13 protein-coding genes are annotated in these 14,959 nt (G+C 38.7%); 10 read left to right on the plus strand and 3 right to left on the minus strand.

Features of this window, described 5'->3' with window-relative positions; translation table 11 throughout:
• Positions 1 to 11: 11 nt before the first annotated feature.
• Complete coding sequence (locus CIK86_RS01515) at positions 12 to 2,957, minus strand: TonB-dependent receptor (RefSeq protein ID WP_086993208.1); 2,946 nt, start codon at positions 2,955 to 2,957, stop codon at positions 12 to 14.
• Between the two features lie 325 nt (positions 2,958 to 3,282).
• On the opposite strand from CIK86_RS01515, the gene CIK86_RS01520 reads away from it, so the two are divergent.
• Positions 3,283 to 3,897 carry a fumarylacetoacetate hydrolase family protein gene (locus CIK86_RS01520; protein ID WP_086993207.1) on the plus strand — a complete coding sequence of 205 codons (615 nt, stop codon included), beginning with the start codon at positions 3,283 to 3,285 and terminating at the stop codon, positions 3,895 to 3,897.
• Between the two features lie 92 nt (positions 3,898 to 3,989).
• Here the strand turns inward: CIK86_RS01520 and CIK86_RS01525 are convergent, their stop codons facing one another.
• Positions 3,990 to 5,042 carry an aldo/keto reductase gene (locus tag CIK86_RS01525; RefSeq protein ID WP_086993206.1) on the minus strand — a complete coding sequence of 351 codons (1,053 nt, stop codon included), beginning with the start codon at positions 5,040 to 5,042 and terminating at the stop codon, positions 3,990 to 3,992.
• 21 nt (positions 5,043 to 5,063) lie between these two features.
• Entirely contained in the window at positions 5,064 to 5,492 is a 429-nt protein-coding gene (locus tag CIK86_RS01530) for a thioesterase family protein (RefSeq protein ID WP_086993205.1), read from the minus strand.
• Positions 5,493 to 5,632: 140 nt separating this feature from the next.
• Between CIK86_RS01530 and CIK86_RS19190 the strand changes: the two genes are divergently transcribed.
• The 9 genes from CIK86_RS19190 to CIK86_RS01570 all read left to right on the plus strand — a co-directional run bounded on the left by CIK86_RS19190 (position 5,633) and on the right by CIK86_RS01570 (position 14,959).
• Positions 5,633 to 5,809, plus strand: coding sequence for a hypothetical protein (locus tag CIK86_RS19190; RefSeq protein WP_176359650.1), 177 nt, complete (start codon positions 5,633 to 5,635; stop codon positions 5,807 to 5,809).
• 361 nt (positions 5,810 to 6,170) lie between these two features.
• A complete protein-coding gene (dinB, locus tag CIK86_RS01535) occupies positions 6,171 to 7,229 on the plus strand; it encodes a DNA polymerase IV (protein ID WP_086993204.1) in 1,059 nt (352 codons plus the stop codon).
• Positions 7,230 to 7,608: 379 nt separating this feature from the next.
• The gene (locus CIK86_RS01540; protein ID WP_086993203.1) at positions 7,609 to 8,163 is read left to right on the plus strand and encodes a hypothetical protein; all 555 of its coding nucleotides are present in this window, start codon (positions 7,609 to 7,611) and stop codon (positions 8,161 to 8,163) included.
• Positions 8,164 to 8,252: 89 nt separating this feature from the next.
• Positions 8,253 to 8,906, plus strand: coding sequence for a hypothetical protein (locus tag CIK86_RS01545; RefSeq protein WP_086993202.1), 654 nt, complete (start codon positions 8,253 to 8,255; stop codon positions 8,904 to 8,906).
• Positions 8,907 to 9,244: 338 nt separating this feature from the next.
• The gene (locus tag CIK86_RS01550) at positions 9,245 to 9,853 is read left to right on the plus strand and encodes a hypothetical protein (RefSeq protein WP_086993201.1); all 609 of its coding nucleotides are present in this window, start codon (positions 9,245 to 9,247) and stop codon (positions 9,851 to 9,853) included.
• Between the two features lie 45 nt (positions 9,854 to 9,898).
• Entirely contained in the window at positions 9,899 to 11,071 is a 1,173-nt protein-coding gene (locus CIK86_RS01555) for an SIR2 family protein (protein WP_086993200.1), read from the plus strand.
• Positions 11,072 to 11,073: 2 nt separating this feature from the next.
• A complete protein-coding gene (locus CIK86_RS01560; RefSeq protein WP_086993199.1) occupies positions 11,074 to 12,915 on the plus strand; it encodes an ATP-binding protein in 1,842 nt (613 codons plus the stop codon).
• Positions 12,916 to 13,031: 116 nt separating this feature from the next.
• Entirely contained in the window at positions 13,032 to 13,895 is an 864-nt protein-coding gene (locus CIK86_RS01565) for a hypothetical protein (RefSeq protein ID WP_086993198.1), read from the plus strand.
• Between the two features lie 287 nt (positions 13,896 to 14,182).
• Complete coding sequence (locus CIK86_RS01570; RefSeq protein WP_086993197.1) at positions 14,183 to 14,959, plus strand: hypothetical protein; 777 nt, start codon at positions 14,183 to 14,185, stop codon at positions 14,957 to 14,959.

Here is a 14,959-nt window from a genome sequence, read left to right on the forward strand (position 1 = left end):
ATACTCATTAATTAAAATGAGTAGCGGAAGCCTAAGTTATAGCGAGCACCATATTGGTTGGCACGTAGTAACTGCTCAGAGTATCGTACGTAAGTGCGTTGTGTTTCGTCGGTAATATTTAACGCTTCGATAAATACCGTTAGCTGTGGGTTAACCGCGTAATTTACGTTGATATCCCATTGCCCGTACGATTCAGTAAACACCGGTGACGAATGCTGATCAAAGCCTGTTAAAAACTCATCGCGCCAGTTATATGAAACACGTGCCGATAATCCATCTAAGTCATAAATAGCAGAAATATTTGCAGAATCACTCAATCCTGGTAAGGCAAACTGATAACCTGTGGCATCACGATCCGCTGCTACATCACCAAATACAAAGGTCGCATTGGCAGCAACACCAAAGCCTGAGTCGGCAAACATATGTTGTGCAGCAAGTTCCCAGCCCCATAAGTTACCAGTTTCAACGTTAGTATCGCGGGCAACATCAAAGATAGCGAGTGGATCGGTACCAATACCTGTGATGCCCGTGCCTTGAGCTGTGCCTTGGTTTTCATTAATTTTGTCATGAATCGCTTGATCAGAAGGCGTAACCCCTTCGGCTGCTAAATCTTCACGGGCTTGCTCAGCACGCTCACCAATGAATGGGTCAGTAATATCACCCATGGTTTCTTGCGTTGTGACATTCACAATGAAGTTTTCCACTTGCTTACGGTAATAACCCGCCGACATATAGCTGCCTTCGCCGTAGTAATATTCAAGTGATAAATCAATGTTATCAGATACAAATGGTTTTAGATTTGGGTTACCAACAGCTACTTTACGTTGGCCAACCTTAGGGTTACCTAAAAATGAAGTAGTTGAACGCAGTGAGCCTACAGGAGGGCGAGCCAAGGTACGGCTATAAGAGAAACGCGCCATAACATCTTGCGCAACTTCAACATTAATATCTAAGTTCGGTAAGAATTCGCTAGTGCTGCCTTCGCCATTTGAGAAGGTTTGCTCACCAAAGTTATATGACCATTCGTTACCATTTACCCATGTCATACCTGCAGCTGGTTTTTCTAAGCTTTGAGCTTCTACATCTGTTTTTTCATAACGTAAGCCAACCGCCATAGTGACGTACATGTTGTTAAACTCAGTTTCAAAATTTGCTTGCGTGTAGAATGATAGGGTTTTTTCGCTTACGCGGTGATCATTATCAATTGGACCTGATTGAACTTTACCGTTTACATCAGCTGGCCAACTACATGCACCAATACCACCATCAGGGTGATCACAGTCTATACTTTCTGCAATGGCTACAATTTCATTAAAGTCAGCATCGTAGTAGTAGTTAAGGAGTTTGTCGTTACCACCACCTGAAAAACCATCAAGTAAACCTGAGCTGTCAACACGAGTAAATAAGCTGTCGTCATACCAATCGGCTGAGTTTAACCACCAACCCGCAGCTAACTGCTCTGAGTAGGCTTGAGTCGTTCTGAATTCAATTTTAGTATGTGATACACCAAAGTTGATGCTTGATAGGGCACCACTGTTTTCGTTATACCAAGTACTTTTTAGTTGGTATTGATCAAGGTCGTTGGTGTTTGTATCTTTATTTACACCGGCAAATAAACTCCCCATATCGCTTGGTAGTAATTCCGCTTGGCCATTAGTTAAAGTCATATCGATCAGCGGGATTTCGCCTTGGCTAAAGTCAGCCATTTTTTCATCAATATTAACGGTTGGGTTTTCACACCAATCACATGACGTGTTACCGATGATCATAAATGCATCATGACCAAGACCTACACCTGCACTTTCTGCTGATGAATTATGAGCATCAAACTCAATATTTAAATTGTCAGTTACTTGCCAATCAAGGTTTAAACCCAGCGATTTATTCTCGTTGGTTGTTGCACCGCGGTTTAAGTTGGTAGAGTAGTCGCCACCAAACTCGCTTACTTGCGTATAAGTACCGTTTTCATTGATGTTCGCTGAATTTACGTTACCACCGTTGTTAAACCAGACACCAAAACTACGACCGTCTTTTTCAAACTCAAGTTTTGAATAGGTGTAATCAAGCGTTGCAGTAAGCTTCTCTGATGGCGCATATTGCAGCACTAGCTGACCATTGGTACGTTTACGGGTGTTATCTGAAAATGCATAACCGGCATTTTGCGGATACCAAGTGGCACCGTCAGCACGTTGGTTGTTATCGGTGAGTGATAAACCAGGAGATGCTGAAATATCAACATTCGGAATCCAGTTATCAACCGACATGGCTTGTTCGCGGTTGTTACGCTCTTGTACAGAACCCGAAATTAAAATACCAAATTTGTCGTCATTAAAGGTATTACTGTAAATACCCGAGAGCTCTGGCGTGATATCGTCACCGGTTTCATTAGAGGTATCGTGTACAGCTTTAGCACCAATCGATGCATGCAGACCAGGGTTAGAAAGCGGTTTAGCGGTGGTAATATTCACAGTTGCACCAATACCGCCACTAGCAATATCTGAGCGTGCTGTTTTATATACCTCTACGCCACTTACGCTTTCTGTTGCAATATCTGCAAAGTCAAATGAGCGTCCGCCTGACGTAGGCATTTGGCGGTTGTTTAAGGTGACTAAGTTAAATTCTGGGCCAAAACCACGTACCGTGATTTTGCTGCCTTCACCATTACTGCGATCAATCGACACACCAGTAATACGTTGTAGTGATTCGGCAAGGTTAGTATCTGGAAATTTACCAATATCTTCAGAAGTAATTGCATCGACTACGCCGGATGATTGGCGTTTGATATCCATCGATTTAACCAAGCTGCCTCGTACACCGGAAACTTGAATAACTTCCATGCTTTTTTTATCTGCTGCAGGCTGCTCTTCAGCAACGGCGGCATAAGGAGCTAATGTGAACCCCATCGCTAAGGATAGGCTGACAGCAAGCTGCTTTTTCTTAAAATGTGTATTGTTCATGCTTAACTCCAGATGTGGTGTTTTTTATGTATGTTATCAATGTAAGCGCTTACATTGATATTAAAAAAACTCCCGAACCGAATCTTAATTAATGTAACCGCTTACAAAATGTTATAATAAAGTTAAGTAATGGTCAACATTAATTGTTTTTTTGTTATTATAGCCCTCTTATATAGCATGTTATTATAAGTATAGTTGCAACACTTATTTATTCTAGCTTACTGTTTGATTAACATATTTATAATTAAGAAGAATAAATATGTTGTTAGTAGTCACTGAAAGTAATAGCTAATTGTGGTGATATTACTCAATAAGGAATAGATCTGTGAATACCGTTAACTTAGATACAGAGCAATTAGCTCCCTCAAAAGTGGTGTGTGTAGGGCGTAATTACACCGCACACATTGCAGAGTTAAATAATGAACTGCCAGAGCAAATGGTGTTATTTAATAAGCCTAATAGTGCAATTGGTACTAAGTTGCTAGCTAAGCATAATAAGGATGCTTTACATTACGAAACCGAGCTTTGCTTTGTGGTAAAAAATAGTCGTTTAGTTGGCGTTGGCTTGGGGCTTGATTTAACCAAACGCGAAGTGCAGGCTAAGTTAAAAAACAAAGGCTTGCCGTGGGAGCGAGCAAAAGCGTTTGACGGCTCTGTGCTATTAACGCCGTTTGTTGAGCTTAACGAGGACATGCAACATTTTAGCTTTGAGCTCAAAATAAACGATCAACTAATACAACAAGGCAATAGCGATTTTATGTTACATAAACCAGCGCAAATTTTAGCTGAAATTAGTGACTTTATGTACTTAGAAGATGGCGACGTGATAATGACCGGCACACCTGCAGGGGTTGGTGAAGTAACGGGGGGCAGTATATTTAGTGTCACGCTGTACGCCAATGAGCAACGTATATTAGCGCATAAATGGCAGGCCGAGTAATAATGCAAAGTTAAAAGTGCACCTATGGAGTAGGTGCACTTAGCTTGCGGTTTTTACTTTTAACTTGGTCTTTTTAATTAATGCGCATTAGCTTAATAAGGCATAGGGTATTGTCTAAAAATACGATTAATAGCGCCGAGAATTTCATCGCTTAAAGTAAGGTTAAACGCGCCTATATCTTCTTTTAATTGCGCCATAGACGTGGCACCAATAATAGTAGAAGTTACGCCATCCACTTTATTACACCAAGCTAGGGCAAGTTCTGCTGGGGTTAAATTATGGGCGTGAGCAAGTTCTACGTATTGCTTTATTGCTTGTTGTGCGTTTGGCGTATCGCGGAAAATACCGTTACGTTGCATAAAGGTCCAACGCGTTCCTTCAGGGCGTGCGCCGTTTAAATATTTACCGGTTAATGAACCCGCAGCCAATGGTGACCAAGGTAAATAAGCAATATCTTCGTGTACACATTGTTCTATTAAGTAAGGCCAATCTTTGGCGTGTACTAGGCTAAATTCGTTTTGAATCGACACCATGCGCGGTAAGTTATGCTCTTTAGCTAAGTTTAAAAACTGGTTAACACCCCAAGGTGTATCGTCTGAAAGGCCACAGTGTTTTATTTTTCCGGCTTTTACGCAGTCGTTTAAACCTTCTAATATATCGAGCATATCGGCAGTTTGTTGCTGCGTATCTACCTCGGTAAATTTAAGCATTCCTGGCCATTGTTTGGCAAAATGTGGCGTGGCGCGGTTGGGCCAGTGTAGTTGGTATAAATCAATGTAATCGGTTTGCAAACGTTTAAGCGAGTCATCAACCGCGGCAATGACTGTTTGGCGGGTAATATTGCTACCTTCACGTATCCACTCTAAACCGTTTCCGGCAATTTTAGTGGCAAGTACTATGTCGCTGCGTTTATCTTGATTGCGCGCTAACCAGTTGCCAATAATTTGCTCTGTTTTGCCGTAGGTGTCGGGAGATGGCGGCACAGCGTACATTTCGGCGGTATCAATAAAGTTAACACCTTGCTCAAGCGCATAAGCTATTTGCTGATCTGCATCGCTTTGCGTGTTTTGTAACCCCCACGTCATACTACCTAAGCAGACCCTTGAGACGTTTACACCACTGCTACCTAGTGGGTTGTATTGCATATAAGCTCCTTATTTACTGGCTTAGTTTTGGGTATATTGCTGTATAGCAGATAAAAGCGGCTCAGTGATTGGCGACTTTTTACCAGTTTGAAAGTCAAACATTACGACTTGCGAAGTGCCTGTTGTGGTTATGGCATTTTGCGCGTGGCTAAACACGTTGTAGTTCATCATAAAGCGATCTGTTTTAATATCGCTAATGGTGACACCTACAGTGAGAGTATCGGGAAAAGTAACAGGGCGTTTATAGCGAATGGTGTTTTCGCTGATCACAGGGCCAATACCTTTGCTGCTAATGGTTTCAAAAAGATTTATTTTATTTAAAAAATCGATGCGAGCTATTTCAAAATAGCGTAAATAAACGACATTATTTACGTGTTGCAGAGCATCCATATCTCCCCATGCCACTGTAATATCAGTATGAATAGGATGTTGATCTTTAAACGTTTGCATACATTTACGCCCTTTAATTTTAAAGTGTTTAGATTATCAATATGGGGTTATTACCTCAAGGTAATTAACCTAGGGTATTTTATGTTTGGTTTAATTAAATAAAAGGTTTATTGTTATATAACACAGCTAGGGAGATATGTATGAAAAGTGTCGTTAATTGGCTTTTAGTCTGTTTAGTTTTTATAGCTGCATTTATTTGCTACGCGATGGGTAATGCATCGGGTGTAATTGCTTTAACAGTTGTGGGCTTTGCGTTGGAAGCAGTGTTTTGGCTGTACTCTTTTAAAAAGCGTAAAAATAATAAACGCTGTTTTTAATAGGGTGCAAGCTTGCTAATTACAGGTGATTCTATAATAATGACTGTATAAATAAACAGTTGTTATAGTGGTAATGAAAAAGTTTATTCATATAGACCTTTTATCTGACATTTAATTTCTTGACGTTAGTGAGCGAGCGAGCCGAAGGAGCTGTAGTTACGCTGTTTGCTTTGGCATTTAACTGAATTACACCCTTGTCAACCCTGACAAATTTAGTGTCGTGTAAGAATTCAAATATTATAGAGTGAAAAATAGAGATAAATCATACCCACATTATAAAATCTTGACAAACTTTTAATGTGAAATGGGCTAGATACTAGAGTAAATATAATGGGATTACTTAAAAGAAACTTTAAATAATATGCAGAAGTTGATCCATATAGACATGGATGCATTCTTTGTATCTGTTGAAATTAGAGATAGGCCTGAGTTGGCAAATCTCCCTGTTGCTGTGGGGGGAAACTCTAAAAGTCGAGGTGTACTTTCGACTTGTAATTATATAGCAAGAGGATTTGGTGTTCGTTCAGCAATGTCAACTAGTGTGGCGCTGATAAAGTGTCCAAATTTGGTGCTTGTACCATCTCGAATGGATGTATATAAAGAAGTGAGTATTCATATCCGGGAAATATTTTCACGTTATACCAGTATTATTGAACCTCTTTCATTAGATGAAGCTTATCTTGATGTCACAGATTGCAAATTATTTAAAGGTTCAGCCACTTTAATAGCCCAAGATATTAGAGAAACAATCCACAGAGAGACGGGCCTAACCGCTTCTGCTGGAGTTTCTTCTCTGAAGTTTCTTGCTAAAGTTGCTTCAGATTATAATAAACCAAATGGTCAATTTGTTATTACACCTTCAGAAGTTTGTAGTTTCATTGCCGAGTTACCTTTAAATAAGATTTCAGGTGTAGGTAAGGTTACTTTTGAAAAACTAAAGTCATTAGGGTTGGAATATGGTCGAGACATTCAAGCCGTTGATCAGGCAATTATTAATAACAACTTTGGTAAATTCGGACAGGTGCTTTATCAACGGTGCCAAGGTATAGATAATAGAAATGTTGAAACAACACGAGTTAGAAAGTCGGTAGGTGTTGAGAGAACATTTCCTGAAGATATTGACGATTTAGATACTCTTCGTAGTATCTTAGCCGATAAACTAATACCTGAATTAAAAAAACGGTCTGAAAAGTATTTACATGAGCGAAAAATAAGTAAATTAGGAGTGAAAGTTAAATTCAATGATTTCCACCAAACGACTAAAGACTTTACTTACTCTAACTTTGATGAAGGGATATTTTTAGATTTGCTAACAGAAGCAGTGAAACGTGGTGATGGTAAAAAGGTTAGACTTTTAGGAGTTCATATTGGTCTTAATGACATCGAAGTTAAGACTCAGCAATTTGAACTATCATGGTAGAAAATGGAAACCTTGCCTTATGTTCAATACCTTTAGAAAAACAACCAAATTTGAAGTGGCTTTTGATGAAAGATATGACAAAGTCGCTTGGTGATAATAAGTCTTAACTTGGCAAGTCAAGTTCGTCCAGTAGAACTCACAGCACTTGGCTGTTAGTCGGCTTAGAGCGAGAGTCCGACGGTCAGGGGAGTTGGCATTGGCTAAGCGAAACTAAGAGAAACTTCCCCCTATTCCATATGTTTAAATAAGCTTCAGTAAGAATAATATATATAGCTGGTAATGACTTATACCATTTGCTATTAGTATAAATTCATAAAATAAGGACGTTTTCGCACTAAAATACGGAAAGCATCCTCTGATAAAACTTTTAGAGTAAAATATGATGTTGGAACAATTAGAAAGTATAGGTAATTATATGGCTGGTATATTCATAAAAGGGTTATACTTTCTTGTTCCTTTAGTCATTCTGTATAGCTGCATTGACAATAATACAAGGTGGTTAAAACCCGATTATACTCAGCCCCATGAATATCTGAGTATTATTGGGTACGGCCCCAACGGGGAGAGCATGGAAGGAAATGACTATTCATACAGTGGTGCTGCGCTGTACAAAGACAACTTTTTCCCTATTGGTAAAGGCAAATGTTCTGAACACTTGGAAAGAATATCACAGGATAGAGTAAGGCTTTCTATGATTGCGTTTAATTCCTTGTTGAATGATAAAGGTGATTATAATGGTATTCTCGTTGCGCATGCTAAATTTCAATGTGTTAAGTATCTTGGAAGGGATAAATCTTGTGATGAACGCCTTATGAATCTTGCTAAGGAAACAAAAGACCCTCTGGCATCAATGCTAATCACGCTCAAATCTGCGACTCGGTGTAGAAAAGAACAAAATATAGGAAAGAGTAGGGTATTTTCACTAGAGAAGTAGAGTCTCTAACAAGTCAAAGCTATCATCTTAGAAAAGTCTAGTGGTAGCTGGGAAGTACAGTTTTATAAAGCTGTTAAGCAGGGAAAGTAATGAAAGAAATCATATGTAGTATATTAAGCTGGAATTGGATTGGAATTTCTCAATGCCTTATTGGCTTTGCAACACTGTGCATAGCAATCTCCGCTTTAAATGTTTGGAAAAAACAACATAAGGCTTCTCAAATTTCTAATTTATTGGATCAACTAACAGATAGCGTTCATTCTTATCTTCAATCTCTAAGCGTAACAATACAGTATTTACACTTTGCACAAATAGGTATTGATAGCTACCAATATGATATAGCCGTAGGTCAGAACTCGGATAAAAAGTTATGGGTGATTAGATTTATCGAGGAAGAAGGTAAAGAAACTTCTGAAAAATTATTTGCTTCTCTCAAAGACAGCGAAGCAAGTTACAATAAGATTAAATCCCTTTTAGTTAAAGGGCAAATCTATAGTATCCCAAACTTTGTAGACTGCATAAATTCATGTAACAACCTTCTTTGGCAATACGACAGGTTACAAGCTTTTGCAGCCATGATTGGGAGCCCAAATCTGAATTGGAGTAACCCAAAGGTAGAGAAGGGTTTAGAGAACATATTAGATCTAACAAACACTAGTATTGATTCATACCTAAAAGAGCATAAAAAAGTATTCTTAGACTTCTCAATAGATACTTTTCAAAACCAGTATAAAAATGCTTAATAGGTTTGTAAAACGGGACTTACATTTCTCACTCACTTTGGCATGGCTTCAAAATTACACTCCAAAGGCGCTACCACCGTCCGCTTATGGCACTTTGGCGATGTTCGGCTGTGAGCGATGAGCCGTCATTCAGGTGAGTTGTGATTAACATAATAAGAATAAGAGGACACTTTCCTCTTTTTTACATATTTATATAAATAACATAAAGCATAATATTTATAGCTGGCAATGGCTTAAACTGTTTGCTATTAATGTAACTTTACAAAATAAAGACGTTTTCGCGTTAAAAAAAGGAAAGTGTCCTCTGATAAAGTTGTTATATGCTGTGAAGGATCATCATGAATATCGAAGCCTTAAATGTAGCTTTTGAAGAAAGTATAGATAAACAAGCAATTGCTGAAATGAAAAATCATTTTGCTTTATTTGGAGATGACGCTCAATTTCATGAAGTACCAGATAAAGGAATTCAAGCGTCAATCCTATTATTAACAATGAGTTCAATTGCTATTATTTTTGGCGGAGCTTTTGTTAAAAAGTTAGGAGATAAAACGGCTGAAGATGCTTATCCTATTATTAAATCAGGTCTATCCACAGTTTATAAAAAATATTTTGGTTCTAATCCGCAATATAAAACTGTCATCACAGCTAGTTCTGAGAAAAAAGCACAACCAACTAAATACTCTCTAGTATTATCGCTTTATTGCGTTGGTAAAAATGGAGAAAAGGTTAAGCTGCTTTACAATGAAAATTGGAATCAAGAGCAATTTGATGAAGCTACATATTTTTATTTATCTGAAATAACTGATTTTGTATCAAATAGCTCAGGTAAAATTCAAAACATTTTAAACCAAAATCAATGTGTCATGCCTCCTAGTTTAATTGCGTGGGATGAAACATCGAATCAATTAATTTATATTGATCCTATACCTAAGAGTAAACGAATATAACGCTCTGGTTGCCGCTTCGGTACAACTCTATAAGAAGGAAAGGAAATGGATGATTTGATTGATGACGAGTTGTTCTTGCAAGTAGAGGAACACTTAAAGTGTAGTGAGCAAAGTTGGCTGCTGGGTGCCGGAATAAGTTTCGACGCTAAACTACCGCTTATGTACCCTTTAACGAATAAAGTTAAGAAGGATATAAAAGCTAGCCATAAGAAATTATATGACGATATTATTACTCCACTATTTGAAGAGTTGCCAGAGCAATGCCATATAGAGCATGTTCTTAGTCATCTAGGCGACTATGCTGCATTAGCTGAAAGAAACAAAGAAAAGAAAACAGTAATTCGAGGGACGAAAGTTGAACTAGCTACCCTAGAAGAAGTACATAACACAATTCTTGAGTCTATCTCAAATGTTATCCGTTGCGGCTATGTTGAAGGCAGTGATGAAACGGCAGATGAAGAAGGTACGTTGTCAGAGCCAATTGTCGATATTGAGTCCCATTTAGAGTTTATCGACACACTGTTTAATCATGCGTCTGCTGGTGTTCATGAGCGAAGAAAAACAGTCAATATTTTCACAACTAACTATGACACTCTTTTGGAAGATGCATTAGCACTAAACAAAGTGCCATATTGGGACGGTTTTGCTGGAGGAGCTGTAGCTCACCGTACTCAGAGATATGGCGAACCAGCACCAACAAATGGACAGCGCGCAAACTTAATCAAGATGCACGGGTCGATAGATTGGTTTCTTTGTAATAAAGGCTATGTCTGGCGCGTTAGGGATAATGACCGCTATCCCAAGGCAGATCGTCGCGTTCTAATTTACCCTCAAGCAACAAAATACATTGCTACTCAGCAAGATCCGTTTTCTTCTCAGTTTGATTTATTTAGAAAATCTCTAAATTCTCCTCAAAGTAATACGTTATCGGTTTGTGGTTACAGTTTTGGCGATGACCACATTAATAATGAAATTGAGTTCGCTTTATCTAAAGAAGAAAACAAAACAGTACTTTTGGCATTTTTGGAGTGTAGGGATGACATACCAGCATGTTTAGAAAAGTGGCGTAGTTCTAGTTTTGGTTCAAGAGTGATTATTGCTTCGTTGCGTGGTTTATATGTCGGTAGCCAAGGACCATTTAAAAGAAAAGACGGTGATGATTATTGGTGGACATTTAAAGGTGTAACATCAGTACTAAAGAATGGATGCGAGGTTTAGTTATGTTTACACCGGAAGAAGAGTTAAAGATTGGACAGGTTGTTGAAGTATCTGGAACTAATATTAAGGTAGAGATCTCCGATAAAATTTCTGAGCTGTCTAGGACATTCAATGGTCGCGTTTACCCTATCGGGCAAATAGGTAGCATGGTTAAAATTCACTATGGCCGCAAAATAATTTTTGGCTTGGTGACAATGCTCAGAATGCGATCAGAAGAGTTAATTGAAGCTGGTATGCCTGTAACTGCTGATTCTGATCAGCGTGTAATGGAAGTCCAGCTGCTAGCTGAAGGCAGTTGGAATAATACAAAATCAACTTTGGCTTTCAAGCGTGGTATTAAAACTTACCCTTTACCCCAGCAAGGTGTATTCCTTTTAACCAATGAGGAAATTTCTTGTGTCTACCGATCCGCTGAAGGTGCAAGAGATGATGAAGTGGATCCATTAGTTCCCTTTGCGGTTTACAGTGCTTCTGAATCTACAGCCTGTAGGGCTAACATTAATAAAATGTTTGGTATGCATTGCGCGGTTCTTGGTTCTACAGGATCTGGTAAGTCAGGTACCGTTGCTGCGATAATTCATAGCGTATTATTGCATAAAAATAATAAGAAAGAGCTGTCTCCTCAGGTAGTGGTTATTGACCCTCACGGTGAGTATGGTTCAGCTTTTAAGGATAGAGCAGTACAGTACCGAGCATATGACATCGCAGTAGGTGACGACGGCCAGGAAGAGATAAAGTTACCGTATTGGTTAATGTCTAGTGATGAGTTCACTAACCTAGTTATCGGTAAAACGGAAAGAAGCGCTACTAGTCAAAACAATGTCGTTCAAAAAGCACTCGCTCATGCAAGGATGGTTGCCGCTGGAATTGTCAAACCTTGCCCGCGAACGTTCGGGACAAATGAGCTAGATCATTTAGATAGCTTTGATGACCCGAACCTTTGTGAAGGCAAAGATGCTTCGGACATTCTTGAGTTCGATCGTGATAAACCTCGACCATTCTGTATAGAAGAATTTGAAAGTCATGTCAGGTTTATACAAGGTGGTCGAATAAATCCAAAAACAAAACTTCATGATGAAATGACAGCAACCGATTTGGGTAAGTCGTCAGTTCCTTCTGTGCTAGACAAGTTGAAGGTTCTCCGCAGAGATACTCGGCTCTCATTCATGATGAAATGTTGGCGAGATGATGACAATCAAATCAAATTACATGAGGTTTTGAACCAGTTTATAGGTGTGCCAAGGCAGGAAGGTAAAGATATCAGAATAATCGATATTTCAGGCCTGCCAAATGAAGTCGCTGGCCCTCTTACTGCATTAATCGCAAGATTACTTTTTCAATTTAAAGTATTCCAGACTCAAGAAGAGAAAGAGAAAGATCCTATATTGTTAGTCTGTGAAGAAGCGCATAGATATGTTCCAGATCATGGGGAGGCTCAGTATGCAGCTGCTCAGGGAGCAATAAGACGCATAGCAAGAGAGGGGAGAAAATATGGAATCGGCTTGATGCTGGTAAGTCAGCGGCCTGCCGATGTCGACAGTACAGTAATTTCACAGTGTGGTACTTGGGTTGTATTAAGGCTTACAAATTCTGCAGACCAGCAACATGTTGCTCGATTCCTGCCAGATGGACTTTCTGGCATGGTTGGAGCGCTACCTATTTTATCTCAGCAAGAAGCAATATTTGTTGGTGAAGGCGCTGCTCTACCTTCTAGGGTAAGGGTACGGGATCTAAAAGAAGAGCAATTGCCGAAATCAAATACAATACCATTTGCTCAAGGCTGGGCGAGTGATCGCCTAGATATAGAAAAATTGAAGGAAATATCGGAGAGGATGTGCAGTTAAAAGCGCGTTATAACAAAGCACTGCACGCGGAAAAATTACTCGCTGCGCTCATTATTTATCTGTGAGTGCAGCGTTATATTTTTTCTCCGAACCAGCATCAACTTTAGGCATTTTCAATGACTCCAGACTATAGAATCGAAACTGAAAAACAAATCACGGAATACCTAAAGGGTAACGATTTAGAAACTATTAAATATATGCAGGTTGAACAGACTTTTGATGACCTTGGTGTAGAAATCAATGTTTGGAATGTTAAGTTTGCTGATAGTTCTTGGTGGGTGGTAGAAGGTGAAGGTGCGCCAATGAATTTATACTCACAAGATGCAAATTATTTCTCGGCTGATGAAGCTTATTCATTTCATATGGGAATTACCCAGAGGCTGCAAGCTAAGCATCACCAAGGATTTAAGCATATTATTGATGAACTTCCATTAGATATTGATCATATTAAATCAATTAGTCGTCGTCTAAATCTTGCGTCACAAGAACTAAATAATGTTAATGGCCCCGAAGATATTCAAAGTATCGGCCTTACATGCAGAGAGAGTCTAATTGAGTTGGCAGGAGTCTTGGTAAATGATAATGCAACTGTTCTCACAGACAATGATCTAAAAGCTAGCGACTTTAAAGGTATTTCTAATGCCGTAATTGCCATTTATGCCCAAGGTAGCAGTAATGCTAAATTAAGAAAAAGGTGTCGCGCCATTTCTGAAGCAGCATGGGATCATTCATCTGAAATAGTACATTCACCAAATAGAAATATTCCAGATGCAAAGATTTGTTTGTTATTTACCTGCTCTGTAGTTTCTATTTTCCAAAATTTGTATTTAAAACATCTAGGTTTTGATTCAGAACCTAAGTGTAGTGAATGCAAAAGCCTAGACTATAAGTTTCATGGAACAGACAATGAATTAGTTATAGTTATGCAGTGTAATGCTTGTGGCCACGAAGAGGCAGTTCAGCTGGAACCTGAGCAATAAAAATATGACACGTGACTATGGTGCTTTATGTCTTCTGTTGGCACTGAGCCGAACTTCGGCAAAGAGCGATAACCGGACGGTCAGGTGAGTCGTCATTAGATTAGTAATAATAAGAGAAAGCTTTCCTTCTCTCGCATGTTTAAATAACCTACAGTAAGTTATAATACTTATAGCTGGCAATAAGTTACACTATTTGCTAATAATAGAAGCTTATGAAATGAAGACGTCTTCACGAAAGAATAGGGAAACTACCCTATGATAAAGCAGTTATATAACAGGAGTTATTTTTGGCCAATGCGGTAAAATGGGAATTCTATTTAAATGGTGACTCTCGAAATTTTAGAGGTTACGCTGAAGGGCGAAAGAATTTATACTTTGATATTTCTGGTGGGATTGATCACTATAATGATTGTATGAATGATGACTTTCGTCTTTCATCTGTATATTTTGACGACGAAGACGAGCCTGAAGTTGTGTGGCAAATAGGCTATGAGTTGGCCAGCTTATACAATGGAGTTTCTTCAATATTATCTAAAGATTCGAGGAAACTCGAATTAGCCGAACTATTGCATAATGGCGTTAGAGTTGGAAATACTCCAAAAAAAAATATTTTAGCTTTATTAGGAAAGCCAAACATTTCAGACTCCCTATACAATCAAGAGTTTGAAAAAGTGAAAAAATTAGATGTTCGTTTCTTCATGATGAACTTGGCCACTGAACGAGAAGATGCTTATCTGATATTGAAATATTTCGCGGTCGAAGCGAGTTATATTAACTATTATAAAACTCTGGAAACATTAGAAGAATTATCAGACAAAACAGGTATTGCAATTTCGGTAGATAAAAAGTTAAGAAAGTCTTTTACAAATACCGCTAACAACTTCACATTGTCAGGCTTGGATTCTAGACATGGATTTAAACAAGCTCTTAAAGAAAACAACACTCCTAGTATGAAGTTGTCAGAAGCACATTTATTCATAGCAAGCATTGCTAAAGATTACCTCAACAAGCTAGCAGATGGTGTTATCAATGGAATACATAATAAGTCATTCAAGATGGACTAA

The organism is Pseudoalteromonas sp. JB197 (assembly GCF_002332205.1).
Lineage (GTDB): Bacteria > Pseudomonadota > Gammaproteobacteria > Enterobacterales > Alteromonadaceae > Pseudoalteromonas > Pseudoalteromonas nigrifaciens.